At 64.5% G+C, this 25,035-nt stretch carries 21 protein-coding genes; 10 read left to right on the top strand and 11 right to left on the bottom strand.

The features are described from left to right. Positions 1-54 precede the first annotated feature (54 nt). Positions 55-915 carry a DMT family transporter gene (locus B2W55_RS11680; protein WP_024580277.1) on the top strand — a complete coding sequence of 287 codons (861 nt, stop codon included), beginning with the start codon at positions 55-57 and terminating at the stop codon, positions 913-915. A gap of 55 nt (positions 916-970) precedes the next feature. Here the strand turns inward: B2W55_RS11680 and B2W55_RS11675 are convergent, their stop codons facing one another. Together B2W55_RS11675 and B2W55_RS11670 are read right to left on the bottom strand one after the other, a co-directional pair. Next, on the bottom strand, positions 971-3,184 hold the full coding sequence (locus tag B2W55_RS11675) for a TonB-dependent receptor (protein WP_244442171.1): 2,214 nt from the start codon (positions 3,182-3,184) through the stop codon (positions 971-973). Between the two features lie 207 nt (positions 3,185-3,391). Then, complete coding sequence (locus B2W55_RS11670; RefSeq protein ID WP_024580279.1) at positions 3,392-3,787, bottom strand: DUF2946 family protein; 396 nt, start codon at positions 3,785-3,787, stop codon at positions 3,392-3,394. Positions 3,788-4,087: 300 nt separating this feature from the next. Here B2W55_RS11670 and B2W55_RS11665 point away from each other — a divergent pair, with 300 nt between their 5' ends. Further along, positions 4,088-4,699: a PRC-barrel domain-containing protein gene (locus tag B2W55_RS11665; RefSeq protein ID WP_024580280.1), complete on the top strand. Its 612-nt coding sequence runs from the start codon at positions 4,088-4,090 to the stop codon at positions 4,697-4,699. Positions 4,700-4,786: 87 nt separating this feature from the next. Here the strand turns inward: B2W55_RS11665 and tuf are convergent, their stop codons facing one another. Beyond that, complete coding sequence (gene tuf, locus B2W55_RS11660) at positions 4,787-5,992, bottom strand: elongation factor Tu (protein ID WP_024580281.1); 1,206 nt, start codon at positions 5,990-5,992, stop codon at positions 4,787-4,789. 363 nt (positions 5,993-6,355) lie between these two features. On the opposite strand from tuf, the gene B2W55_RS11655 reads away from it, so the two are divergent. Both B2W55_RS11655 and B2W55_RS11650 read left to right on the top strand, forming a co-directional pair. Beyond that, complete coding sequence (locus B2W55_RS11655; protein WP_024580282.1) at positions 6,356-6,970, top strand: hypothetical protein; 615 nt, start codon at positions 6,356-6,358, stop codon at positions 6,968-6,970. A gap of 114 nt (positions 6,971-7,084) precedes the next feature. Next, on the top strand, positions 7,085-7,858 hold the full coding sequence (locus tag B2W55_RS11650) for an SDR family NAD(P)-dependent oxidoreductase (protein WP_024580283.1): 774 nt from the start codon (positions 7,085-7,087) through the stop codon (positions 7,856-7,858). A gap of 103 nt (positions 7,859-7,961) precedes the next feature. On the opposite strand, the gene B2W55_RS11645 is transcribed toward B2W55_RS11650, so the two are convergent. Beyond that, positions 7,962-10,163: a TonB-dependent receptor gene (locus tag B2W55_RS11645; protein ID WP_024580284.1), complete on the bottom strand. Its 2,202-nt coding sequence runs from the start codon at positions 10,161-10,163 to the stop codon at positions 7,962-7,964. Positions 10,164-10,185: 22 nt separating this feature from the next. Here B2W55_RS11645 and B2W55_RS11640 point away from each other — a divergent pair, with 22 nt between their 5' ends. From B2W55_RS11640 to B2W55_RS11625, 4 genes are all read left to right on the top strand, one after another. Beyond that, on the top strand, positions 10,186-10,866 hold the full coding sequence (locus tag B2W55_RS11640) for a hypothetical protein (protein WP_145987286.1): 681 nt from the start codon (positions 10,186-10,188) through the stop codon (positions 10,864-10,866). Between the two features lie 40 nt (positions 10,867-10,906). After that, a complete protein-coding gene (locus B2W55_RS11635) occupies positions 10,907-11,536 on the top strand; it encodes a response regulator transcription factor (protein WP_024580285.1) in 630 nt (209 codons plus the stop codon). Between the two features lie 363 nt (positions 11,537-11,899). Beyond that, positions 11,900-14,071, top strand: coding sequence for a PQQ-dependent dehydrogenase, methanol/ethanol family (locus B2W55_RS11630; protein ID WP_024580286.1), 2,172 nt, complete (start codon positions 11,900-11,902; stop codon positions 14,069-14,071). A 215-nt stretch (positions 14,072-14,286) separates the two neighbouring features. Further along, a complete protein-coding gene (locus B2W55_RS11625; protein ID WP_024580287.1) occupies positions 14,287-14,685 on the top strand; it encodes a calcium-binding protein in 399 nt (132 codons plus the stop codon). A 106-nt stretch (positions 14,686-14,791) separates the two neighbouring features. On the opposite strand, the gene B2W55_RS11620 is transcribed toward B2W55_RS11625, so the two are convergent. Genes B2W55_RS11620 through B2W55_RS11610 form a run of 3 tightly spaced genes read right to left on the bottom strand, consistent with a single transcriptional unit; the run spans position 14,792 to position 17,886 of the window. Beyond that, the gene (locus tag B2W55_RS11620; RefSeq protein WP_024580288.1) at positions 14,792-15,466 is read right to left on the bottom strand and encodes an RraA family protein; all 675 of its coding nucleotides are present in this window, start codon (positions 15,464-15,466) and stop codon (positions 14,792-14,794) included. A gap of 32 nt (positions 15,467-15,498) precedes the next feature. Beyond that, a complete protein-coding gene (locus B2W55_RS11615; protein WP_024580289.1) occupies positions 15,499-16,524 on the bottom strand; it encodes an amidohydrolase family protein in 1,026 nt (341 codons plus the stop codon). Between the two features lie 30 nt (positions 16,525-16,554). Next, complete coding sequence (locus B2W55_RS11610) at positions 16,555-17,886, bottom strand: MFS transporter (protein WP_024580290.1); 1,332 nt, start codon at positions 17,884-17,886, stop codon at positions 16,555-16,557. Between the two features lie 210 nt (positions 17,887-18,096). Between B2W55_RS11610 and B2W55_RS11605 the strand changes: the two genes are divergently transcribed. Then, positions 18,097-19,029 carry a LysR substrate-binding domain-containing protein gene (locus tag B2W55_RS11605; protein ID WP_024580291.1) on the top strand — a complete coding sequence of 311 codons (933 nt, stop codon included), beginning with the start codon at positions 18,097-18,099 and terminating at the stop codon, positions 19,027-19,029. Positions 19,030-19,076: 47 nt separating this feature from the next. On the opposite strand, the gene B2W55_RS11600 is transcribed toward B2W55_RS11605, so the two are convergent. The 4 genes from B2W55_RS11600 to B2W55_RS11585 all read right to left on the bottom strand — a co-directional run bounded on the left by B2W55_RS11600 (position 19,077) and on the right by B2W55_RS11585 (position 24,022). Continuing rightward, on the bottom strand, positions 19,077-20,399 hold the full coding sequence (locus B2W55_RS11600) for an AAA-associated domain-containing protein (protein ID WP_024580292.1): 1,323 nt from the start codon (positions 20,397-20,399) through the stop codon (positions 19,077-19,079). Positions 20,400-20,414: 15 nt separating this feature from the next. Then, positions 20,415-22,151 carry an ABC transporter permease gene (locus B2W55_RS11595; protein WP_024580293.1) on the bottom strand — a complete coding sequence of 579 codons (1,737 nt, stop codon included), beginning with the start codon at positions 22,149-22,151 and terminating at the stop codon, positions 20,415-20,417. Between the two features lie 128 nt (positions 22,152-22,279). Further along, the gene (locus tag B2W55_RS11590) at positions 22,280-22,990 is read right to left on the bottom strand and encodes a type 1 glutamine amidotransferase (protein WP_024580294.1); all 711 of its coding nucleotides are present in this window, start codon (positions 22,988-22,990) and stop codon (positions 22,280-22,282) included. A 78-nt stretch (positions 22,991-23,068) separates the two neighbouring features. Next, on the bottom strand, positions 23,069-24,022 hold the full coding sequence (locus B2W55_RS11585; RefSeq protein WP_024580295.1) for a hypothetical protein: 954 nt from the start codon (positions 24,020-24,022) through the stop codon (positions 23,069-23,071). 461 nt (positions 24,023-24,483) lie between these two features. Here B2W55_RS11585 and B2W55_RS11580 point away from each other — a divergent pair, with 461 nt between their 5' ends. After that, complete coding sequence (locus tag B2W55_RS11580; RefSeq protein ID WP_024580296.1) at positions 24,484-25,032, top strand: cytochrome b; 549 nt, start codon at positions 24,484-24,486, stop codon at positions 25,030-25,032. Positions 25,033-25,035: the final 3 nt, after the last annotated feature.

Below are 25,035 nucleotides of genomic sequence, written 5' to 3'. Positions count from 1 at the left end.
CTCTCTTGTCCGCGCGCCGATATATGGACCGATCGGTCTTGAAAGAAGAAAACCATGTCTGCCATCCAGATCATCTGCGCCGTGCTTGTTCCCTTGCTCTGGGGCTATCAGTTCGTGGCCATCAAGGTGGGCGTCATGGAGTTTCCACCGCTGTTCTTCCTCGCGTTGCGCTTCCTGGCCATCGCGCTATTGCTTGTTCCGTTCGTCAAGAGGCCGACACGCCAACAGCTCGGTCCTGTCGCAGCCATTTCGGTCTTCCTGGGCGGACTGAACTTCGGGCTGTTCTATGTTGGCCTTGGACTCGGCTCGGGAAGCATTTCTGCCGTGGCCTATCAACTCGCTCCGCCCTTCACCGTCCTGTTGGCCTGGCCGCTGCTCGCGGAGAGGCCGTCGCTCACCACGTCCGCCGGCGTGGTGCTTGCCTTCGGCGGGGTGGTCGTGCTGGCAGCGGGGCCTGGCCTGTCGGCGGACGCGCTTCCGCTGCTGCTCGTGGTCGGGGCAGCCTTCGCGTTCGCGGTGTCCAACGTCTTGACGAAACGCTACGGCCCTTTTGATCCCTTGATGTTGATGGGATGGTTCTCGCTGTTCACGGTGCCACAGGTGATGCTGATGTCGCTGCTGCTTGAGCATGGACAAGTCGCGAGCCTTGTCGCGGCGGATCAACGCGGTTGGCTCGCGCTCGCCTACACGATTTTCATCGGAGGGATTGCCGGGTTTGGCCTCTGGTTCTGGCTGATCGGGCGTTGTTCCATGGGCCGCGTTGCGCCGTTCGGTCTGCTGCTTCCGGTGTTCGCCTTGATTTCGAGCGTGCTGTTTCTTGGCGACCGCATGACCCCGAAGTTGATCGTCGGCGGACTGCTCGCGATCTCCGGCGTCGCCATGACGCAGGCCAGACCGGGGACGCGGTCGGCCTGAATCCGGACGTCGCGTTTCGGCGACCTCCGGATTTGGTTTCTTCGGCGATCAGCTGTCAGAACTTCTGCGTGATGCCGGCATAGACGCCGCGGCGCGGGCCGTATTGCGGCGCGAACACACCGATGCCGGAGCCGTCGCGGATCTGGTAGACGGTGTCGAACAGGTTGACGACGTCGAGGCGCAGCGTGGTCGGCTTGTTCGGCGCGACCAGATAGAAGTCGTGCGAGACGCCGAGATTGACCTGCGTGTAGGGCGGCACGGTGCCGATATTGGCGAAGCCGTCACGCAGGCCCGAACCGTAGATCAGCGATGCGCTGAACTTGGTGTCGCGCCACTGATACCAGCCGCCGACCGATGCCGTCAGCGTCTGGGCATGGTCGGTGTTGACGTAGTTGTTGGCGATGTAGGCCAGTTCGTCCGGATCGAACAGATACTGGTTCGACACCACGTTGGTCGCGATCTGCTTGGCGATGGCGACGTTGGCGTAGAGATGCAGGTTGTCGTGGTTGTAGTTCGCAGTCAGCTCGACGCCCTGGTTGATGCCCCGCGCGTAGTTGAAAGCGGTCAGGACATAGGCCTGGCCGAACTGGCCGTCGTCGAGCAGGTCGGTCGCGATCTTGTAATAGGCATCCATGCCGACCTCGAGGCCGGGGATCGCATAGACTTTCTGGGTGACGCCGACATCGAACACGTGGGAACGCTCGGGCAGCACGGGATCGTTGGCGGTGGTGGCCGGCTGTGCCGTGGTGTTCTGCACCAGTGAAAGATTGGTCGGAGCCGCCAGCACCTGCTCGGGCGGCGTGAAGTTGCGCGCATAGCCGGCATGGAAGGTGGTGCCGTCGTAGGGCTTCCAGGTCAGGCTGACCCGGGGGCTGAGCTGGTTGGCGTCGACATATTGCCACATCTGGTCGAAGCGCAGCCCGGCGCTGAGCGTCAGCTGGTTGGTGATCTTCCACTCGTCGGCGATGTAGGTGGAGAACAGATAGCCGGTCTTGGCGCTGGAATCGAACACCGAGAACGGCGCGTCGACCGGATTGCCGGTGGCGTCGAGCGGCAGCACGGTCGAGCCATTGTTGACCAGCGAGCGCTCGGCGCTGAAGGCCACGCCGAACTTCAGGGTGTGCGCGAAGCCGAGCTTGTAGGAGGTGTCCTCCTGGATTCCGTTGATGAAGCTCTGGCGGTACACGTCGGACGCGACCCCGTTGAAGACCAGGTCGCCGATCGGGTCGGGCGTGAAGTGGAGCTGGCTGTAGCGGTTGAAATAGGCGATCTGGTAGTCGAGCCCGTCGGCCGATTTCTGGTAGGCCACGACGTTGAACTGGTTGAACTCCTTCTGCCGCTCGTTCAGCAGCGCGGAATCGAAATTGGAGACGCCATAGGCGGTGAAGGCCGGCGGCTGGCCCGGATTGTTGGGGATCTGGTAGGCGCCGTTGGACACGCCGCCGATATAGGTCAGCCGGCTGGTCGGATCGATCGCCGTCGAGACGTAGGCAAAGCCCTTCTCCTGGTCCGTCCTGTCATGGATCGCGTTGTAGGCCGGCGTCGGGTTCTCGATGCCGACATCGCTGCCGAAATAGCGCCCCGAGACGTAGTACTGGGTCTGTCCGACCGTGCCGCCATAGTCGACGCTGGTCGTGAAGTTGCCGTGGCTGCCGCCGTAGACGCTGACGCTGCCGGAATTGTTGAAGGCGTCGGTCTTGGTCTGGATGTCGAGCACACCGGCGGTGCGCAGGCCATATTGCGCGGGCAGGGCGCCGGTGATCAGCGCCATGCTGCCGACGATCCCGGTGTCGATGATCTGGCCGAAGGCGCCGACGCCGTCCGGCAGCATGATGCCGTTGATGCGGTATTGCAGGTTGGCGTGCTCGTTGCGCACGTGCAGCTCGCCGCTTGCGGCCGAGTCCTGCGAGACGCCGGGAGCTTGCAGCAGCGCCTTGTCGAGCGTGGTGTTGGTCCCCTGCGGCAGCGACTGAAGGAATTGCTGACTCATCTGGTAGGTGTTGGCGCCGGTCGGCGCCAGCAGGGCGGCACGCGCCTGGTCGAGCCGTTCATTCTGGCCCGCGATTCCCCGCGCGCGGGCCTGCTCGGGTGATTCCGGCGTGGCCGATACCGCTCCGGCTCTTCGCGCGCGGTGTCCGTTCCCGGTTGCGACGCGCGTCCGCGGTTTTCTCGGTCCTGCCGGTGCGTGGTGGCTTTGCGGCGCCGTCACCGTGATATCCGGAAGTTCGGTGGTCGGCGCCGTCGTCTGCGCGAATGCGCTTGCACTCATCCCGCAGAACAAGAGCGATGCCGCGCTCGCGCTGGCGTGTCGTCTGATAGGTCCTGACATGTTGGTTCCCGATCTCATCAAGCCGCGATCCGGATCCATCCGAAGAGGACGCGGCCGAGCCTACCGTCGATGCGCGACGGCCAGATTCCCATTGCTCAAACGGCAGCCGGATTGCGGCCGCGTTCGACGTTCAGTTGTGCTGGGAGATCAGGAGATCGGAGGTGCGCGCGGCTGAAAATGCAGCCGGCCGGTTTCGACCGGGGCCGCATAGCTGGTGAGGTGCCAACGGAGCAGATTGACGGCATCCGGCAACTGCAATGGCGGCAGTGCCGGCGCCGGCACGGCCGTGTTGACCATCGCAACGACGGCGCAGATGGCGCACAGGTCCGTGGACTGATCGGAGTCCGGGTTTGATCGCGGCTCGTCGCGCGAGGCACTCTCGACATGCGCAACAAGCGAGGCGCAGGCGGTTCCGATCGAAGCCTGCGACGGACGCGCCGCTGCAATGGCATGAAAATGCCCGAACGACAGCACGGACTGGATCGCCAGCGCCAACAGCGCCAGCCGAGCCCCGTGCCTGATGTTCGAGCGAAACCAGTTCATGTCGACGCCATTCCGCGCCGGGCCGGATCAGCATTGGCACGAAGCCGGCAGTCCCCATGCGGCGCAATGCCGCACAGTTTCGAAAACGCTCCAGCCTGTCAATCGGCATTGCTGGAGCGATGCGATGAATTTCCGGGCACCGGGCGATTTTGCAACATCGCCGGCACAGGCCGGCGCCGGCCGCTCGGCTAAGCAAAAGTTCATGCAACTGGCGTTGCGGCGCATCGTTGAATCAGCATCGAGGCTACAGTTGAAAGGAGCAAGACGATGCGCTCGAACACTTTACTTGCAGGAGCGGCAGTGGCCGCGCTTGCCGTTGTCAGCACGGCGGCCTGGGCCGCCGAGACCACCGCGCCGTCCACGCCGCCGAACCTGCGGAGCAATCTCACCCAGATGCTGCGCAAGTCGGGCTATACCGACATCCGCGTGGCGCCGTCCTCCTTCGTCGTCCGCGCCACGGACGACAACGGCAATCCCGTCGTGATGTCGATCAGTCCCGACCAGTTCACGGAGGTGACGGCGTTCGGCGCGACACCTCGGCACGCCACGAACCAGGGCGCGGCGGATGCCGGCGCCGCGAACAGCGATGCCAATTTCGTCAGCGTGCCCGCCAGCGATGACTTCAGCTCGAAGGTCATCGGGCTCGGGATCTACAATAACGACAACAAGGACATCGGTACGATCAAGGACATTGCGCTGAGCCCCGGTGGTCATGAGGCCGCCTACATCGTTTCGGTCGGCGGCTTCCTCGGGATGGGCGGCCATGACGTGGCGGTCGACCCGTCCGCCGTGAAGGTTACCTACAACACCAACGACAAAACCTGGCACGCCAGCATGAATGCGTCGGCCGATCAACTCAGGAAGGGGCCGGCGTTCAAATATTCGACGTCCTGGAGCAGCGGCAGGATCTGATGCGCCTCGCGCCGGGCTGGCCATCGAGTCAGGGCGCGCAAGCGTCGAAAGTGAATGGAGGCCCGGCTCGCACCAGGCCTCCATCCGTTACTCCACGATCTCGGTCACGACACCCGCGCCGACGGTGCGGTTGCCTTCACGGATCGCAAAGCGTGAGCGCGCCTCGAGCGCGATCGGCTTGTTGAGCTCGATCGTGAACTCGGCGCTGTCGCCCGGCATCACCATCTCGGCGCCATTGCCGAGCTGGACGGTGCCGGTGACGTCAGCGGTGCGGAAGTAGAACTGCGGACGATAGTTGGCGAAGAAGGGCGTGTGGCGCCCGCCTTCGTCCTTTGTCAGCACATACACCTCCGCGCGGAAGGTCCGGTGCGGCGTCGCACCGCCCGGGTGCGACAGCACCTGGCCGCGCTGCACCGTGGCCTTGTCGATCCCGCGCAGCAGGCAGCCGACATTGTCGCCGGCCTGCCCCTGATCGAGGATCTTGCGGTAGCTCTCGATGCTGGTCACGACGGACTTGCGGGTCTCGCCGAGACCGACGATCTCGACCTCGTCGCCGAGCCTGACGACGCCGCGCTCGACCAGCCCGGTCACCACCGTGCCGCGCCCAGCGATCGACTGCACCCCCTCGATCGGCATTAGGAACGGACGATCGTTCGGTCGCTCGGGCAGCTCGATAAAGCTGTCGAGTGCCTCGAACAGTTTCAGGATCGCCTGATCCGCCAGCGGACCGCGCTCGCCGCGCAGCGCCTGCATCGCGGCACCGCGCACGACCGGCGCGTTGTCGCCGTCGTACTGGTACTTCGACAGCAGATCGCGCACCTCGATCTCGACGAGATCGACCAGTTCCGGATCGTCGGCGACATCGCACTTGTTCAGGAACACGACGATGCGGGGCACGCCGATCTGGCGCGCCAGCAGGATGTGTTCCCGCGTCTGCGGCATCGGCCCGTCGACCGCGGAGACCACCAGGATCGCGCCGTCCATCTGCGCCGCTCCGGTAATCATGTTCTTCACATAATCGGCGTGGCCCGGGCAGTCGACGTGCGAGTAGTGGCGCGTCTCCGTCGAGAACTCGACGTGGCTGGTCGCGATCGTCAGGATCTTCGAATCGTCACGCGTACCTTGCGCGGCCGACGCCTTGGCAACGTCCTGGTAGGAGACGAACGCGCCCCAGCCGTGATCGGCTGAAACCTTCGTCAGCGCTGCCGTCAGCGTCGTCTTGCCATGATCCACGTGACCGATCGTGCCAACATTGCAGTTGGGCTTGAGGCGGATGAACTTCTCTTTGGCCATGGGACACCTGTGGTGTTCGAGCTCCCGTGCTGGGTTTGCACGACTCGAGGCACCGCGAGAGCCCGTTCGGCGCCAGGAGCCGCTTCCGCTCCGGGCCGCCGTCCAATGTCAGGTGTGACGTGAGGTCAGGTCCAAAGCAGAATGGCGGCGGACGAGGGCATTAGCCCTCCCGTCATCAGCACTGATGCTCGCTGTGACTGCCGCATGTTGGAAACCTGGGTCGCTCGCTTTCAAAAAGGAGGCGTGTACATAAGGAGCGGTCACGCGATTGGCAAGAGGCGGGCGCGTTGCCGCGGAGCGGCGCGCTGGCGTTCCCGGCCACCGCGGCGTATAATTCGCGCGCGTACGTGGTGGTTGGTCGGAATGTCCCTCGCAAGCAAAGCTGGTCTCGCATCCCTGTTCGTGGTGCTGTGCCTGAGCGGCCAGCAGGCCAATGCCCAGGCCGGTCCGGTGCGCTACTGGACGCCGGGCTCGCTGTTCGGCTTCGGCGGCAGCCTGGCCGATGGCCAAAAGGCCGACACCTACGGCAACTTTCCGGGCTTTGATGCCACCAGCGCGCAAGGCGGCGCCGCATATCTGAATGGCCGGCCCGACGGCTGGTTCGTCGGCAGCGAAGGCGGCCGCGCTGGCTGGAGCGCGCTCGGCCAATCGGCCGCGTTCGGCTCGCTGGAATATCAGGGCACGCAGGTCGGCTACAATTTCAGAGGCGTCGGCGATACGCCGGTGACCTTCTTCGCTGGTTTCGACAGCCTGAAGTACAATCCGCCCGGCGCCGGCGGGCCGCTGGCGCCATTCAGCGGCAATCCCGGCGTCAACGCCGGCTATTCGGCGCGCGCGGGCGTCGAGTTCCGGCCGACCTCGAATCTCAGCCTTTCATTGGGAGCGAGCTTCACCCAGCAAGGGGCGGAGCGCATGGACAGCGACATTCATTCGCAGCTGCTGCCCGGCCAGTCTCCGGTCCTGTTCGGCGGCCGCTAGGCGACACGAACATAGCGCGTCAGCGCAAGACCCCAGCGCTGCGGTCCTGATCCAACCAGAGCTTGAGCTCAAACCGAGAAGGCCCGAGGCCACGGGCACAGTCAGGATCGCAACATGGACATGCAGGGCAAGATCGCACTCGTCACCGCCGCCGCATCGGGCGCCGGCCGCGCCGGCGCGCTGATCCTCGCGCGCGAGGGCGCGGCGGTTGCCGTCGTCGACCAGAACGAGGCCGGTGCGAAGGCGGTCGTCGACGAGATCAGGAAGGGCGGCGGACGCGCGCTGGCACTGGCCGGCGATCTTCGCGACGACAAGTTTTCGCGTGATATCGTCGCGGCGACCGTGAAGGAATTCGGCGCGCTCGACTGCGTCTGGAACCATCTCGGCATTCCCGGGCCCTCGGTCATCGACGATCTGGAAGGCTGGGATCTCAGCGTCGATCTCAATCTGCGTTCGCAGCTGATCACCACCAACGCTGCGCTCGGTCAGATGACGGCGCGGCGCAAGGGCAGCATCCTGTTCACCGCGTCGACCTCGGGCCTGGTCGGCTCGCCGTGGAGCCCGACCTATTCGGCGGCCAAGGCCGGCGTGATCGGCCTCGCGCGGGCGCTCGCCAAGCGCCACGCCAAGGATGGCGTGCGCGTCAATGCGATCTGTCCCGGCGCGATCGACACGCCGATGCTGCGGGTGTTCGTCAACCGCCCCGACCAGCCGGGTCACAACGAGGCTAATCCGGAGGAACTGATCAAGGCCGCCGTCACCCGCAATCCGATGGGCCGCGCGGCGCGTCCGGAGGAGATCGCGGAGGTCGCCGTGTTCCTGCTGTCGGACAAGGCATCGTTCGTTACCGGCATCGCGATGCCGGTCGACGGCGGCACCGTCGCGTAGCTAGATCACAAATACGATCACGCGGACTAGCACGCGTGATCGCGTCGCCCCGTTTGCGTACAAGCACTCCGGAAAGCCGCTTCGCAGCTTTCCGGATCAAGCCCTAGAACCTCGCCCTGATGCCGGCATAGGCAGCGAGCGGCATGCCCGGCACGAAGGTGCGGGGATCGGACAGCTGCGCCATCAGGTTGGTCACCCCGCGCGTCGTGCTGGCGAAGCCGCCGGTCTCGTAGAACGCGCCGCTCAGATAATAGTGCTGGTTGAACACGTTGTTGATCAGGCCGAAGACCTCGATGTTCGGCGTGATCTGGTACGAGGTGTGCAGGTTGACGACGGAATAGGCAGGGATCTTTGGGCTCTGGTTGGTGTCGTCGTGGATGATCCACTGGCTGCCCACGACGTTAACGTCGGCGCCGACCTTCCACGCATCGGTGACGTTGTATTCGACGCCGGCCTTGAAGCGGTGCGCGGGAATGCCCGGGATCTGGTCGCCCGGCCTGACATTGACATACGAGACGTCGGAGTTGTTCGGATCGGTCACGGCGTTGGGATTGTTCGGCGAGAACAACGTGATGTCGCTTTGATAGGTTGCCCTGACATAGGTGTAGCTGGCGTACGCATTCCAGCGGTTGTAGCGATAGTCGAGCTTGGCCTCGATGCCCTGCCGCAAGGTCTGCCCTGCATTCTGGAAGAAGCCGAAATTGTTGACACCGAGCGGGCTCGCCACCTGGATGATGTCGTCGTCCGATTGGGTGCGGAACGCACCAAGGCCCCAGCTCAGCCTGCCGGTCCTTGCATCCTGGCCCCAACTGCCGCGCAGGCCGGCCTCGACGGTGTGCGCCACCACCTGCTTGAGCGGCGGATCGGCCACCAGGAAGCTGTCGATCATGCAGGGATGGTTGGGGTCGGAGCAGCCGAGCTCGAGTGGCGTCGGCGCGCGGTTGGCTTCCGAATAGCCGGCATAGGCGGTGAGGTTCGGCGTGATCTTGTAGGTACCGCCGATCACCGGGTTCAGCCGCTGGAAGCGGTTGTTGCTGTTGAGCAGGTCGTTTGTCCCGGTCTGGTCGCGCAGTTCGATCTGGGCGAAGTTGAAGCGGCCACCAGCGGTGACCGAGAACCTGCTCGTCACATCGAATGTGTTGGTGAGGTAGAGGCCGGTATAGGTGTTGGTTGCGTGCAGGTCGACCGGGCTGAGGCCGGCGTCGGGCTGGTTGATGAAGATGCCGGTGCCAGTGACGAACAGGTTTTGATCGACCGTGCCGAGCTCGCTCGATGCGTTGAACTTGGTGTAGCCGTGGTCGACGCTGACGCCCATCACGAGATGGTTGTCGTGGCCGAACAGCTGATCGGTGTTGGTGAATTGCGCGGTGCCGCCGAAGCTCTTGGTGTCGACCCGGTTGCGGTCGATCTCGCCCAGGAAGACGGTGCCGAGCGTGTTCGGGACCGGCGGACCGCCGACCGGTCCGTAGATCGGGTCATTGTCGTGGTTGCCGTCGATGCACAGGTTGCGTCCCCTGTTGCAGCCTTCGACGTCGGTGCCGTTGCCGTCGACGTGGGATTGCCAGAAGCCGCGGAAATAGGCGTTGCCCTGGAACGACCAGGTGTCCGAGAAATTATGGTTCAATGTCGCATTGACGAAGGCGAGCTGAAGCAGCGTCGATTGCGGCCAGGTGTAGACGCTCGACCAGCGCTGGTTGAGCATCTCGACCGGCGTGGCGGCGACGTTGCCGAGCAGATTGCTGGCGCCGGTGAAATTGATGTGGAATTCGGTCTGGTCGTTGCGCGCGCCGACGTCGACATACATGCGGTTGACGTGCGACGAATTCGCGTAGTCGCGCCAGCCCCGGTCGTAGGCGGATTCGAAAGCGGCGTAGGCGGAGACATTGTCCTTCTGGCCGCCGGCCTGCACGCTGCCCTGCACACGGCCGTATGAACCGCCGAACACTTCACCCTCGACGCCCTGATAGGTGAAGCCGTTCTTCATCTGGATGCTGAGCGCGCCGCCGATCGCGTTGAGGCCGAACACCGGATTGTTGGGAAACAATGCGACGCTGTCGATGGCCTTCTCCGGGATGAAATCCCAGTTGACCACGTCGCCCCAGGATTCGTTGATGCGGACGCCGTTCTGGTAGACCGCGATGCCCTGCGGCGTGCCCTGCACCGGTGAAGCGGTGAAGCCGCGATAATCGAGATTGCGCTGGAACGGATTGCCGGTCTGATCGGTGAGCGTGACGCCGGGCAGCTTGCGATTCACCGAGTCCAGAAAATTGGTCGAATAGTTGCGGCTGAAATCGGTCGAGGTCAGCACCTCGGTGTTGGACGGAACCTTGTCGCGATCGATCAGGCTCGAATCGCGCTCGGAGGGGCTTGGCACACCGATGCCACCTTCCGGCGCCGCCGCGGTTCGAGCCGGTGCGGCCCGCGTTCTGGTGGTCCGCGATGTCTGTACCACCGGGCGCGTGGCCGGCCTGGTGCTGCGGGTGCCGGCGAGCGGCGAGGGCGCAATCACGGTGACTGGCGGCAATTCGGTCGGGGCAGGTGTCTGCGCGTACACCGCCGTCAACGGTGCAACGACGCCGATCGCCGTAAGCACGGCTGCTGCGCCGCGCGTGTGTGCTGAAGACAACGAAAATCGCGTTGCGACTTGCAACGTACCAGCCATAGCGCCCACCCTTTTTTCGCGGCTCGCCATTTTCCCCGACGAACCATTCGCGTTCGAGACTGCTGGAGGCATGCCAGTTTGGCAAACAAGTTTTGTCCCGGACGTGCGGGATTGTTTTCCAGCGGAGGTCGGGAAAAATTCCCGGTTGTTGCGCAGGGCTGTCGTGCCGGCAATCTGGCCGCTGGCCCGCGACGATTCGTCTCATGCAATCAGTACGTTGTCGCGGGGGCAATGGAGTGGACATGGCCACGAAATCATGCCTAAGCCGGGTCTTTCAGCATTGATTTGTATCGGCGCCGCAATGCGCATTAAGTGTCGCTTGTTCCCGCCCGGATGGCGCCTGTAGACATGGCTCCAATATCCATCAATCGCTGCTCCGAGGACCGATGCGAGTCCTGATTGTCGACGATCATCCGATCGTCATCGCGGCCTGCCAGGCCTTGCTGGCCGATGAAGCCGAAATGACCGTGACGGCTGCCGCGGATGCGGCGGGAGGTCTCGCGTCGTTTGCCGCCGAGGCGCCGGAGGTCTGCGTCATCGACATCAATCTGCCGACGGTCTCCGGCCTCGAACTCGCACAGCAGATCCTCGGAAAGGATGCCGGAGCGCGCATCGTCATCTTCAGCATCAATGACGATCCCGTCTTCGTCGCGCGTGCCGTCGATGTCGGCGTCAAGGGCTATGTGTCCAAGTCGGGAGATCCCAACGATCTGGTGGTTGCGATCCGTGAAGTTGGCAAGGGTGGCACGTTTCTGCCGTCCCGCAGCCGCGGGGATACGCCGGTGGCTGATCCGTCGGTCGCGGCGAACCGGCTTGCGCAAATCAGCGCCCGCGAAGCCAGGATTCTTCACCTGCTCGTAGCTGGCCAGACCTTGGCCGAGATCGCAAAGCTGATCGGCGTTTCCTACGGAACGGTCGCGAACGACACCGCGATCATGCGGCACAAGCTCGGAGTTCGGTCGACGAGGGAATTGGTGCAACTGGCTGCCGGCATGTCCATGAACCTGCCGAGCTGAAGCGACGCCTTCTCACGACCGCCGTCGAACCGCGTCAACGCATCGCTGCTGACGTCAGCGACAAAAATAACCCCGCTCTCACGGAGGAGGCGGGGTTACAAGTTCATTGGGATAAATCCTGCGCTATGCGCGGGAAGTAGCAAGACGGATCGTATCGTTGCCGCTGTTCTGATCAACGAGATTGTCTCTCGCATTTTTCGGGAAGAATTCCCGGCTCGTCTTGGAAAGATAACCTGACGTTCGTCATCTCGCGCATACGCAAATCATGCGCGTTGCGCGTCATCGTCATGCATCGATCTTGATGTCGCATAAACGCGCGTCTACGCTCCCAGCAGATCCGTTAGAGATCGCTGGAGGAAGCACATGAAGCGCTTGCTGTCGTTCGAGTTGACGCACTGCATTGCAGACGGGAGGAGAACCTCTCCACGGCTGCTGGCTGCGAAGGTCGTCTTCGCCGGAATAATTGGACTTTCGGCCTTCTGCGGTGCCGCCTCGGCACAGAACGCCACGCCTGACCGCATCAAGGAAGTCACGTCGAAGGTCGACAGCGATTTCATCAAGGCGAACACCGCCACCTCCAAGGACTGGCCGACGATCGGTCTCGATTATGCGGAGACGCGATTCAGCAAGCTCAACCAGATCAACGCCGACAACGTCAAGGATCTCGGACTGGTCTGGAGCTACAATCTCGAATCATCGCGTGGCGTCGAGGCGACGCCGGTCGTGGTCGATGGCATCATGTATCAGTCGGCGTCATGGAGCGTGGTCCACGCCATCGACGCGCGTACCGGCAAGAAGCTGTGGTCGTTCGATCCGGGCGTCGACCGCTCGAAGGGCTACAAGGGGTGCTGCGACGTCGTCAATCGCGGCGTCGCCGTCTACAAGGGCAAGGTGTTCGTCGCCGCCTATGACGGCCGCCTGATCGCGCTCGATGCGGCCACCGGCCAGAAGGTCTGGGAAAAGGACACGCTGATCGATCACGAGCACTCCTACACCATCACCGGCGCGCCGCGCGCCTTCAACGGCAAGGTGGTGATCGGGCAGGGCGGCGCCGAGTACGGCGCACGCGGCTACATCACGGCCTATGACACCGAGACCGGCAACCAGCTCTGGCGCTGGTTCACCGTGCCGGGCGATCCGTCGAAGCCGTTCGAGGATGCCTCGATGGAAGCCGCGGCCAAGACCTGGGATCCGTCCGGCAAATACTGGCTCAACGGCGGCGGCGGCACGCCCTGGGATACGATCACCTACGATCCCGAACTGAACATGGTCTATGTCGGCACCGGCAACGGCGCGCCGTGGAATCGCAAATTCCGCAGCCCGTCGGGAGGCGACAATCTCTACCTCGCCTCGCTGGTCGCGCTGAACGCCGACACCGGCAAATACATCTGGCACTACCAGGAGACGCCCGGCGATAATTGGGACTACACCTCGACCCAACCGATGATCCTCGCCGACATCGCGATCGATGGCGCGCCGCGCAAGGTGATTCTGCACGCGCCGAAGAACGGCTTCTTCTTCGTGATCGACCGGACCAACGGCAAGTTCATCTCGGCGAAGAACTTCGTCGATGTGAACTGGGCGACTGGCTACGACGCCAATGGACGCCCGATCGAGGTGCCGGCGGCGCGCGGCGACGAGCCCTTTGATGCAGTGCCCGGTCCGTACGGCGCTCACAACTGGCACCCGATGTCGTTCAATCCGCAGACCGGCCTCGTTTACCTGCCGGCGCAGAACGTTCCGGTCAATCTGACGTCGGAAAAATCGCTGACGCAGAATGCGGCGACCCCCGGCAAGTTCGGCGGTACCACCGGCTGGAACGTCGGTTTCGTCCTCAACGGCACGCCGCCGAAGGCGCCAGCCTTCGGCAAGCTGATCGCGTGGGACCCGGTGAAGCAGAAGGAAGCATGGAAGGTCGACTATGTGTCGCCATGGAATGGCGGCACGCTGACTACCGCGGGCAATCTGGTGTTCCAGGGTACCGCCGACGGACGTTTCGTGGCGTATGATGCAAGGAACGGAAAGACGCTGTGGGAAACGCCGACCGGCACCGGTGTGGTGGCGGCAGCATCGACCTACACGATCGATGGCCAGCAATATGTCTCGATCGCGGTCGGCTGGGGCGGCGTGTTCGGCATCGCCACGCGCGCGACCGAATACCAGAATCCCGGCACGGTCTACACCTTCGCGCTCAACGGCAAGGCCAAGATGCCGGAGTTCGTGAAGTACCAGACCGAGGGCTTGCTGCAAGGCGTGAAGTACGACCCGAAGGACGTCCCTGAGGGTACCGCGATCTATGTTGCGGCCTGCGCCACCTGCCACGGGGTTCCCGGCGTCGATCGCGGCGGCAATGTCAGGAATCTCGGTTACGTCCCTGCCGAGGAGATCGCCAACCTGAAGGACATCGTGTTCAACGGACCGTTCCGTGATCGGGGAATGCCTGACTTCACCGGCAAGCTGACCGAGGCCGACGTGGTGAAGATCCAGGCCTTCATCCAGGGAACCGCGGACGCGATCCGGCCGAAGAGCAAATAGCATGACCTGCAAATAGCATGACCTGAACGGGTCATGCCGCAGGGATCGCGCACGGTCTGCCTCGGGTAGGCCGTGCGCGATCGGTTTTGGGATTGTTCCCTTCGAATTCGGGAATTTTTCCCGAATATATCGGGATAATTGCTTGAGGATGATGCGTCGACCAGCTAATTCGTCTGTTAGGTCCACAACGGACGTAATTGGATGGGAGACCGAGAATGACTTCGCGCCCATTGGCTGGCCTGGTGCTGGCCGCTGCCATGACCTTGTCGGGAGCGGCCTTCGCTGCGAGCCACGACAACACCATCAAGATGTTCGACCCCGACAATGACGGCACGCTCGATCTGTCCGAGGTGAAGAACGCAGCGTCGGCGCTGTTCGACAAGCTCGATCCGGACAAGGATGGCACCCTCGATGCGCGCGAGCTGCGCGGCAGACTGAGCAAGAAGGAGCTGGCTGCCGCTGATCCCGATCATGACGGCACCCTGACGAAGGATGAATATCTTGCCGTCGTCGAGCAGCGTTTCAACGCGGCCAATCCCGACAATGACGGAACGCTGGATGCGAAGGAACTGAAGTCGCACGCCGGGCGCGCGCTGCTTCGCCTGATGAAGTAAAGATTTCGGCGCTTCGGTTGTTGCGCCGTGGGGCCTCAGCGCCGGTCGCGCTGAGGCCTTTGTTTTTGATCGCCCGTCCGTGATGCCACGCGGGACCGGCGTCAGGTCAATCCTTGAACTCGCAGCCGAGGCGGTGCAGGGCCTCATCGACCCAGCGGCGGTCGCTGGTGCCGGCGAGGATCTGCTGGATGGCTTTCTCCTCGGTCGCCTTCTTGGCCTCGGTCAGCTTGCAGATCGCCTCGGCCTCGTCATGGGGCACGCAGAGCACGCCGTCGTCGTCGGCGACGATGAGGTCGCCGGGCTCGACGATCATGCCGTCGATCGAGATGGCGCAATTGATCTCACCCGGGCCATCCTTGTAGGGCCCGCGATGGGCAACGCCGGCCGCGAACACCGGGAACGATCCGGCACGGATCGCGCCGGCATCGCGGATCGAGCCGTCGATCACGAAGCCCGCGACGCCCTTCTTCTCAGCCAGCGTCGACATGATCTCGCCGATGATGGCGTTGACCAGCACGCCGCCGGCATCGACCACGATCACGTCGCCGGCTTGGGCGAGGTCGATCGCCTTGTGCACCATCAGGTTATCGCCGGGCCGGGTTTTCACAGTCAGCGCCGGACCGCCGAGCCAGCCGCCCTTATGCATCGGCCGCAGCCGGTTGGTGCCCGCGATCCGCGACATCACATCGCTGATATTGGCGACCGGCAGCGTACGGTAGCGCGCGACGAGGTCGGGCGAGATTTTCCGCTTCGCCTTGTGAATTGCAAATCCTATGGCCATCGTTTTCTCCGGTGTGTTGGCGGTGCGCCCGCTCAATGCGCGCGGCGGTCGAGATGGGCGTTGAGGCGAGGATAGACGCGGCGGGCATTGCCTTCAAAGATCTTGGCCTTGTCTTCGGCGCTGAGCGGCAACGCGTCGATATAGCGGCGGGTGTCGTCGAAGTGATGACCCGTCTCCGGATCGATGCCGCGAACCGCGCCGACCATCTCCGAGGCAAACAGGATGTTCTCGACCGGGATCACCCGGGTCAACAGCTCGATGCCGGGCAGATGATAGACGCAGGTGTCGAAGAACACGTTCTTCAACAGATGCTCCGAAAGCGGCGGCAGCTTCATGTCCTGCGCCAGGCCCCGGTAGCGGCCCCAATGATAGGGCACCGCACCGCCGCCATGCGGGATGATGAAGCGCAGCGTCGGGAAACGCTCGAAGAGATCGGAGGTCAGGAACTGCATGAAGGCGGTGGTGTCGCCGTTGAGGTAATGCGCGCCGGTGCCGTGGAAGCAGGGATTGCAGGACGAGGAGACATGGACCATCGCCGGCACGTCGAGCTCGACCATCTTCTCATACAGCGGATACCACCATTCATCGGTCAGCGGCGGATCGCACCAGTAGCCGCCGGCGGGATCGGGATTGAGGTTGCAGCCGACGAAGCCGAGCTGGGTCACGCAACGCTCCAGCTCCTCGATGCAGTTCTTGGGCGCCACTCCGGGGCTCTGCGGCAGCTGGCAGACGGGGACGAAGTTTTGCGGAAACAGCGCGCAGACCCGGTGCACCAGGTCGTTGCAGATCGTGGTCCATTCGCGGCTGGTGGCTTCCTTGCCGACATGATGCGCCATGCCGGCGGCGCGTGGCGAGAAGATGGTGACGTCGGTGCCGCGCTCCTTTTGCAGGCGGAGCTGCGCGCCCTCGACGCTGCTGCGGATCTCGTCATCAGTGATGCCGAGATTGGTGGTGAGCGGCCGGCGCGATTTGTCGGCGAGGCCGGCGAGCTGCTTGTCGCGGAAGATCTGCAGCTTGGCCGGCTCGGTGGTGTAGTGGCCGTGACAGTCGATGATCATGGTGGCTTCCTTGTTGTCCCCTTGGCAGGGCTATCGGTGTGCGAGGGATGACGGGATCGCGCCGGTCAGTTGGGTCTCGCGCGGCTTGACGCGCATGGTGGCGGCGATGGCGGAGGCGACCAGCAGGAAGCCGGCGATCCCGACCAGCGCCCAGGAGAAGCTTCCGGTGGAGTCCTTGATCAGGCCGATGCACCACGGCCCGATCAGGCCGCCGAACTGCGCAAGCGTGTTGACCATGGCGATCGAGGCGGCGCCGGCCGCACCCGTCAGCAGCGAGGCATTGATGCTCCAGAACAGCGGGTTGCCGGCGTTCAGGCTGAAGCCGACGATGCAGAGGAACACGAAGGCGAGCACCGGGCTCGACACATAGGCGCTGCCCAGCATCGCGACGGCGGCGAGCAGATAGACGGCCGCGAGATGAAACTTGCGATCGCCTGTTCTGTCCGAGCTGCGGCTGACCACGATGGTGCCGATGACCCCGAGCAGCGGCGGGATCGCCGAGAGAAAGCCGACCTGGATGTTGCTGAGGTCGCCCATGCCCTTGATGATCTGCGGCAGCCATAGCAACAGGCCGTAGATGCCGACCAGCGCGCAGCCGAACAGCGCCGCCAGCAGCCAGACCCTGATGTCGAGGACGCATTCGATCAACCTGTGCTGCCCTTGTCGTTCGATCTCGGCCCGCTCGGCGGCGAGCTCGCCCTCCAGCCAGGCTGCCTGCTCGTTCGTGAGCCAGCTCGCCTTGGCCGGTCGGTCGGTCAGATAATAGAGCGTGAACAGGCCGAGCAGAATGGTCGGTACGCCCTCGGCAATGAACATCCACTGCCAGCCATGCAGTCCGCCTGCGCCGTCGAGGAAGGTCATGATGCTGGTCGAGATCGGCCCGCCAAGCACCGCGGAAAATGAGCCGGCGATGATGTAGCCGGCGACCGCGCGGGCGCGATAGCGCGACGGGAACCAGTAGGTGAGGTAGAGCACGACGCCGGGCATGAAGCCGGCTTCAGCGACGCCGAGGCCGAACCGCATCACATAAAGGCTGAGCGGATTCCAGACGAAGGCGGTCAGCGTGGCGACGAGGCCCCAGGTGATCAGGATGCGCGCCAGCCAGATCCGGGCCCCCAGCCAGTGCAGCATCAGATTGCTCGGCACCTCGAGCACCATGTAGCCGAGGAAGAAGATGCTGGCGGCGAAGCCGAAGATCGCCGGGCTGAGTCCCAGATCCTTGTTCATCGTCAGCCCGGCATAGCCCAGATTGATGCGGTCGAGATAGTTGAAGAACATCATCACGAACAGGATCGGGATCAGCCGCCAATAGACCCGGCGGATGGTGTCGCGCTCCAGTTCGCTTGCTGCCGCTTCGGCCATTGTAATCCTCCCTTGCTTTTGTTTTGGCGCCGGTGGATCGAACCGGGCGCAGCGCCGGTTATTCGCGGCGATTTCGCATGGCTGACCGGCTGTGCGCGTTGCCCCGCATTATCCCTTGGAGCACCGGCATTTTGGCGCCAAGATCGGGAAACGGTCCTGGGAGGTCAAATACCGCTTTGACCCTTCACTTATAGGGAATCGGAATAAGCGATGGATTACAGGCAGCTTCGCTATTTCATCGCGGTGGCCGAGGAGCTCAGCTTCAGCCGCGCCGCCAAGCGACTGCATGTCAGTCAGCCGCCGCTCAGCACCCAGATCAAGGCGATGGAGGAGGAGCTCGGCACCCAACTGCTGTCGCGGACGCGGCGCGCCGTCGAGCTCACCCAGGCCGGCCAGTTGCTGCTGGAACATGCGCGGCGCGCCGTCAGCGAGCTCGATCTGGCATCCGAGACCGTGCGCCGCGCAGCGCGTGGCGAGGCCGGCGCGGTCCGGGTCGGCTTTACGGATTCCGTTCCGATGCTCGACATGTTCGCCGAACTGTTCCGCAGCTTCCGCGCCAGCTATCCGCGGGTGAAGATCGAGCTGCGGCACATGTCGACGGCCAAGCAGCTGCAAGCGATAGCCGACGCCGAGCTCGATGTCGCGATCATGCGGCCGCCGCTCGATTTCCGCCCCGCCGCCGACCTGCAAGTTCATGTCGTGTGGCGCGACCGGTTGATGGTGTTCCTGCCGATCGATCATCCGCTCGCCGCAGCACCTGGCAAGCTGACCGTCGCCGATCTGGCCGAGCACGAGTTCGTCGGCATGGCCGAGAGCGGTTGCGGCGTCGGCGACCAGGCGGCGATGCTGTGCCGGCGGGCCGGCTTCGCGCCGCGCATCGTGCAGGAGGCGCATGAACTGCGCACCGTGCTCAGTCTGGTCGCGGCCGGGATCGGGCTTTCGATCCTGCCGTCCTGCTACCAGCAGGCCGGCGTCATGAACGTGGTGGCGAAGACCTTGGATACGCCGGATGCGGAAAGCCGGATGCTGGTGGCGATGCGTTCGAACGCCTCGCTGCTGCCGCGCCGGTTCGTCGAATGCGCCTTGCAGGCAGCGTCGCGAAGCGCGCTGCCGCGCGTCGAGGTGGCGGCTGCCGGCGGTTGACGCCCTGGGGCAAGCCGTCGCGTTGGTTCGGAGGCTCGCCGCACCGCTCAGGCGCCGTCGTGGCCCGGGTTTTCGAGGCTGAACGTCTCGGACTGTTCGTCATAGGCGAACAGCTCGGCATAGCGGCCCCAGGATACGATGGTCTTGAGCGTCTCGTCCGCATAATCCTCGGACATGTAGTCCTCGAGCTCGTTGCGGAAGCGCGCGGCAGGCGCCATGTGCGAGGGCCGTTCGTCGAGCACACGCTTGATCAGGCCGAACACCGGCACATGGTTGACGAGATGCTCGGCGAACAACTTCTTGCGCGCGTCGGTGTCGAGGTGCGCGAAGCGGACGCCGGGGTCGGTCAGCACTAGGTCGCCTTCGCTGAGATGGGCAAAGCGCAGCAGCTGCAACGACTCGCCGAGATGCAGGATCTCGTCGGTCTCAAGCTGGAGCTGGCTCGCCAGCACCGGCAGGTCGGCATGTCCGCCATAGGGCGGCCCGGCCAGCGTCTCGATCAGGCCGGACAGCTCGTTGGAAGAGACATGGTCGAGCACCATGCCGACGCCGCCGCCCGGAACCCCTTCGAGCGACGGTGCCCTGGGCTCCGCGCGCTGCGTCATGCGCGCATAGAGCTGCTCGACGAGCTGGCGGAAGGACGGATCGAGCCGGTTGCGCGGATGTTTCAGGTCGATCTTGAACTCGGCCGCGACGCGCCCCGGATTCGACGAGAACACCAGGACGCGGTCGCACATCAGCACGGCTTCCTCGATGTTGTGCGTCACCATCAACACCGATTTGATCGGCAGCCGGCCTTCGATCCAGAGGTCGATCAGGTCGGTGCGCAACGTCTCGGCCGTCAGCACGTCGAGCGCCGAGAACGGTTCGTCCATCAGCAGCAGGTCGGGGTGCACGACCAGCGCCCGCGCGAAGCCGACGCGCTGGCGCATGCCGCCGGACAATTCCTTGGGGTAGGCGGACTCGAAACCGTCGAGGCCGATCAGGTCGATCGCCGCGAGCGCGCGCTTGCGGCGCTCGGTGGCGTCGACGCCCAGCGCCTCCAGTCCGAGCTCGACGTTTTGCAACACGGTCAGCCAGGGGAACAGCGCGAATGACTGGAACACCATGGCGACGCCGTTCGGCGGTCCGGCGATGGCTTCGCCGCGGCAGGTCGCGGCGCCCGACGACGGCGCGACCAGCCCGGCGATGATGCGCAGCAAGGTCGACTTGCCCGATCCGGAGCGGCCGAGCAGCCCGACGATCTCGCCGGCATGAATCGTCAGGTCGACATTCTCGAGCACCAGCAGCTGCTCGCCGCTTCCCTTCGGGAACGAGCGGGAGACGCTGCGAATGTCGATCAGCGCGGTCTGGTTGGTTTGGTCGAGCATCGGAATTCCTCTCGATCAGCCGAGGCGAAGGCGGCGCTCGCCGAAGGCGTAGAGCGGCCGCCACAGCATGCGGTTAAACAAAGTGACCAGGACGCACATCACGACGATGCCGAGCACGACCTTGGGAAAATCGCCGGCCTCCGTCGCGCGCGCGATATAGGCGCCGAGGCCGGTGGCGACGAGATGGGTATCGCCCCAGCTCGCGACCTCCGCGACGATCGATGCGTTCCACGAGCCGCCCGACGCGGTGATCGCGCCGGTGATGTAATAGGGGAAAATGCCCGGCAGCACGACTTTCACCCACCATCGCCAGCCCCCGAGGTGCAGGCTGCTGGCCGCCTCGCGCAGGTCGGTCGGGAAGGCGGCCGCGCCCGCGATCACGTTGAACAGGATGTACCATTGCGTGCCCAGGATCATCAGCGGGCTGAGCCAGACATTCGGATCGAGGTGGAAGCGGACGATCAGCACGACAAAGACCGGGAAGGCAAGGTTGGCCGGGAAGGCGGCGAGGAACTGCGCGAGCGGTTGGATCCGCTCGGCGAGCTTCGGCCGCAGTCCGATCCAGACGCCGACCGGCACCCAGATCAGCGACGCCAGCGCGATCAGGACGATGACGCGCAGCAGCGTGACGAGCCCATAGCCGACGGCAGCGGCGAGATCGGACAGGCCGAGCGACGCGGAAAGATATTGATACGCCATCCAGGCGGCGTAGCCGGCCGTGGCGACCACCACCGCAATCCAGATGCCATCGACGACCCGCGAGGGCTGCCCCGGTTTGCCGGTGGGCCGAAGCATCGCGGGCCACGCGATGCGCATGGTCGAGACCGCCTTGTTCACCGTGGCGAGCTGATAGGTCAGGGCGCGCAGCGCGCGGGTGCGCCGGAACAGGTCCAGCATCCACGACGTCGGGGCTTCGCCGGACGCGGTCTGCTCGAAACGGAATTTGTCCGCCCAGGCGACGATCGGGCGAAACAGCAGCTGGTCATAGGCGATGATGACGATCAGCATCGCGAGCAGCGCGTAGCCGATCGCGGGCAGGTTCTTCTGATCGATCGCGGTCGCGACATAGGCGCCGACGCCGGGCAGGGTGACCGTCGTGTTGCCGACCGTGATCGCTTCCGATGCGACGACGAAGAACCAGCCGCCCGACATCGACATCATCGCGTTCCAGATCAGGCCCGGCATCGCGAACGGCACGTCGAGCCGCCAGAACCGCTGCCAGCCCGAGAGGTGGAAGCTCGCGGTCGCGTCCTCGAGATCCTTCGGCACGTTGCGCAGCGACTGGTACATGCTGAAGGTCATGTTCCAGGCCTGGCTGGTGAAGATCGCGAACACGCAGGCGAACTCGGCGCCCAGCACGCGGCCGGGAAACAGGTTCATGAAGAACACGACGGTGAAGGTCAGGAAACCGAGGATCGGCACCGATTGCAGGATGTCGAGCATCGGGATCAGCACGATCTCGGCGCGCCGGCTCTTAGCCGCGACGGTCGCGTAGATGAAGGTGAAGATGGCCGAGCAGACGATCGCCAGCAGCATCCGCATCGTGGTCCGGAGCGCGTAATACGGCAGGTTGGCCGGATCGAGCGACACCGGGCTGCGCGCGAGCTCGGACAGCGGCACGGTGGTCTGCTCGCCGCCATAGACGACGAGCACCATCGCGCCGACCAGCAGCAGCAGCGCCGCGACGTCCCAAAGATTGGGCCGGAGTGAGACCGGTCCCCATACGGCGCTGCGAACGTCCTGAAAGCTCATAAGGCCACCCTCGGGGCAGAACTCGCCATCTATGCGCCCGAAATGACCGGGACCGGCCCCAGCCGGCGTTATAGGCAGGATTTGCGACAAACTGGTAGTCCGTCCTGCGGCGCAGCGCCGCCGCGCGGCTAGCGCGGTCGCTGCGTCAGGAAGCGCGTGACCACGCCGCCAAGCGTGGCGTGGTCGAGCGGCTCGGTGAGCGATGCCTTGGCGGTTTCGACCACGGCGTCGGGCGCCAGGCCGCGCCGCAGGTCGCACAGCGCGTCGGCATAGCCGGCGGTGAATTCCGGGTGCGGCTGCACCGACAGCGTCGTGCCGTTGGCATAGAGCAGCCCGGCATGGGGCGTGAATTCGGACGACATGATGGTGCGCGCCGAGGCCGGCGGGGTGATCACCTGATCCTGGTGCGAGGCGGCGGCCGCGACCGTCTCGCCTTCGAGCAAGCCATTGTCCGGCGCCAGCCGATAGACGTGGCGGCCGATGCCCCAACCCTTCTCCGATTTGCGCACCGTGCCGCCGAGCGCCTGCGCGATCAGCTGATGACCGAAGCAGACGCCGACCATCGGAACATGCCTGTCATGGGCCGCACGCACGAACGCTTCGAGCGGCGCCATCCATTCGACGTCATCGTAGACGCCGGCCGCTGATCCCGTGATCAGGATCGCGTCGAGTGTCGCGGGATCGGGAAGCGCCTCACCCCCGGCGACGCTCACGACATCGCAGGCCGCCGACGGATCGGCTGCGGTCACCATCCGCTCGAACATCTGCGGATAGCTGCCGTGACGCTCGCGGTATTGCGGGCTGACGAGCCCGGTTTCGATGATGGTGATGCGGGGCATGGAAAGCGCTGAGGGCTGAATGGGGACGACCCAGCGTTTACTCCGAAAGCGCCTGGCGCCACAAGCCGCGTGGGTCGATCAATTCCGCGACGGCGTGGCTGTGTCGATCGTTGCGGTGTGCTGCGCGGTGGGCGTCGTGCTGACTGTCGCCGGCGCCGCCGTCACGATCGCAGGCTCGGTGCGATAGCGCGGCAGCTGATCCTCGAGCGAATAGCCGACGCAGAGCGCGAGGCTCGACCACACCGCCATGCTGAAATACAGCGACATCCAGGCGATCTCCTCGCGCCACTCGGCGATGTCATGGGTGACGACCCAGCGCCGGCTGACGTCGCGCAGGCCGTCGAGCGGATGCAGCAGGGTGCCGCCGGCGGCGAGGTTGGCGCGCCAGCGGTTGAGGTACATCGGGACGTCGATGGTCATCAGGAAGGCGAGAAAGGCGGCGATGCCGACGATCGCCACGATGAGGGCCCAGCGCACCGGGCCATGAAACTCGGGCAGCAGCCGGCACAGTGCGATCCCGACCAGGAAGAACACCACGGCCCAGATCGAGTTCTCGATCGCGTTGCAGAGATAATGCGTGGTCAGCACCGCGTACCAGGAGAAGCATTCCGCGATCACGATCAGCGGCACGATGATCCAGGCGATGGTCACGGTGGTGTCGGCGCCGGTCATGGTGCCGAGTTGATGCAGGATGATCGCCCATTGCGCGGCGAAGCAGACCTCGGCGACGGTGGCGACGGTGCGGCCGACCACGACGCTCGACAGCCAGTGGTCGAACAGGCAGATACGCTGCACGTCGGCGCGCGGCAGCACCGAACGGAACGCGCAGCCGAACACATAGGCCGCGCACAGCAGCATCATCAGGCCGATGCCGGATGTGTTGCTGAAGCTGCCGTTGGACTGTTCGTGGAACTGGCGATACAGCGCGAACCAGACCGCGATGTTGGCGGCGCTGACGAGGCTCAAGAGCCCCCACCACCGGACCACTGGATTCGACCAAGCCAGCGAAACCGGCCGTGCCCGCCGCTCCATGCTCATTCACCGCTCCGCGTGTAACCGAATTGATATTGAACTGTAGTAATTCTGTCATAGAAGGTCACGAATCACGACTAAAAAATGCGTGTGGCACGGGCAGGGCGGCTACGGGATTGTGACAGCGATTGTGACAGCGCGGCGATTGTGACAGTGAGCGGCGGCCCACTGTTTGTGACAATGGGGGGCCGCCAAACCCCGGTCTCGTCATTCCGGGATGCGCGAAGCGCAGGCCCGGAATCCATCATGCCGCCGTGTCGCTGTTGAATGGATTCCGGGCTCGCGCTCCGCGCGCCCCGGAATGACGAAGGGGCTTTGGCCCTCCAGCCTTCGCGATCGTGATCGAATGTGACGGCCGCGCCGGTAGGCAGGCCCGGCCCGATCCATTACAGAACGGCTTCCTTTTTCAGGCCGAACCCGCACGGGCTGGCTTCACGCGAAGGCGACCTGTGACGACGGATATGACGGCCAGCTACGACCCGCTGCTGCGCAGGATTCACTGGGCGACGGCAGTGCTGTTCATCGCGGCGATGCTGATCGGGCTCTATTGCGGGTTGCAGCCGGCGGGGACGTCGCCGCGGCGCGAACTGCTCGAGGTGCACAAGTCGCTCGGCGTCACCCTGTTCTTCCTGGCGATCCTGCGGCTGATGGTGCGCGCTGTCACCACGGTTCCGCCGGAGCCGGGCTCGTTTTCGCCGCTGGTCAGGATCGCGGCGAGGCTCAATCACTGGGCGCTCTATGCCATCCTGTTCGCGATGCCGGTGACGGGATACATGTTCTCATCGGCCGGCGGCTACTCGCTGCGCTACTTCTGGACCTTCAGCTGGCCGCGCCTGTTCGCCGACAACAAGGCGGTGGCGGAGGCCGGCGAGTTGGCCCACGGCGCGCTGGCTTATTTCGTCTATGCGGTGGTTGCGCTGCATATCGCCGCGACGCTCTGGCATGTTCTCGTCAAGAAGGACGAGACGCTGGCGCGGATGTGGCCGCGCGCGAGCCGCAATCCATCCTGAGTG

The sequence above is a fragment of the Bradyrhizobium sp. UBA2491 genome (genome assembly GCF_002341725.1).
Taxonomy (GTDB): Bacteria; Pseudomonadota; Alphaproteobacteria; order Rhizobiales; family Xanthobacteraceae; genus Bradyrhizobium.
Note: the sequence above shows the minus strand (reverse complement) of the source record. Positions and strands in the feature narration are given on the sequence as shown.

Bases quoted from the DNA above. Each gene is read 5' to 3' on its own strand.
- B2W55_RS11675 (WP_244442171.1), bottom strand. From the start codon at position 3,184: ATGAGTGCAAGCGCATTCGCGCAGACGACGGCGCCGACCACCGAACTT.
- B2W55_RS11580 (WP_024580296.1), top strand. From the start codon at position 24,484: ATGACGGCCAGCTACGACCCGCTGCTGCGCAGGATTCACTGGGCGACG.
- B2W55_RS11625 (WP_024580287.1), top strand. From the start codon at position 14,287: ATGACTTCGCGCCCATTGGCTGGCCTGGTGCTGGCCGCTGCCATGACC.
- B2W55_RS11630 (WP_024580286.1), top strand. From the start codon at position 11,900: ATGAAGCGCTTGCTGTCGTTCGAGTTGACGCACTGCATTGCAGACGGG.
- B2W55_RS11615 (WP_024580289.1), bottom strand. From the start codon at position 16,524: ATGATCATCGACTGTCACGGCCACTACACCACCGAGCCGGCCAAGCTG.
- B2W55_RS11610 (WP_024580290.1), bottom strand. From the start codon at position 17,886: ATGGCCGAAGCGGCAGCAAGCGAACTGGAGCGCGACACCATCCGCCGG.
- B2W55_RS11680 (WP_024580277.1), top strand. From the start codon at position 55: ATGTCTGCCATCCAGATCATCTGCGCCGTGCTTGTTCCCTTGCTCTGG.
- B2W55_RS11590 (WP_024580294.1), bottom strand. From the start codon at position 22,990: ATGCCCCGCATCACCATCATCGAAACCGGGCTCGTCAGCCCGCAATAC.
- B2W55_RS11600 (WP_024580292.1), bottom strand. From the start codon at position 20,399: ATGCTCGACCAAACCAACCAGACCGCGCTGATCGACATTCGCAGCGTC.
- B2W55_RS11605 (WP_024580291.1), top strand. From the start codon at position 18,097: ATGGATTACAGGCAGCTTCGCTATTTCATCGCGGTGGCCGAGGAGCTC.
- B2W55_RS11650 (WP_024580283.1), top strand. From the start codon at position 7,085: ATGGACATGCAGGGCAAGATCGCACTCGTCACCGCCGCCGCATCGGGC.
- B2W55_RS11635 (WP_024580285.1), top strand. From the start codon at position 10,907: ATGCGAGTCCTGATTGTCGACGATCATCCGATCGTCATCGCGGCCTGC.
- tuf (WP_024580281.1), bottom strand. From the start codon at position 5,992: ATGGCCAAAGAGAAGTTCATCCGCCTCAAGCCCAACTGCAATGTTGGC.
- B2W55_RS11595 (WP_024580293.1), bottom strand. From the start codon at position 22,151: ATGAGCTTTCAGGACGTTCGCAGCGCCGTATGGGGACCGGTCTCACTC.
- B2W55_RS11620 (WP_024580288.1), bottom strand. From the start codon at position 15,466: ATGGCCATAGGATTTGCAATTCACAAGGCGAAGCGGAAAATCTCGCCC.
- B2W55_RS11670 (WP_024580279.1), bottom strand. From the start codon at position 3,787: ATGAACTGGTTTCGCTCGAACATCAGGCACGGGGCTCGGCTGGCGCTG.
- B2W55_RS11655 (WP_024580282.1), top strand. From the start codon at position 6,356: ATGTCCCTCGCAAGCAAAGCTGGTCTCGCATCCCTGTTCGTGGTGCTG.
- B2W55_RS11585 (WP_024580295.1), bottom strand. From the start codon at position 24,022: ATGGAGCGGCGGGCACGGCCGGTTTCGCTGGCTTGGTCGAATCCAGTG.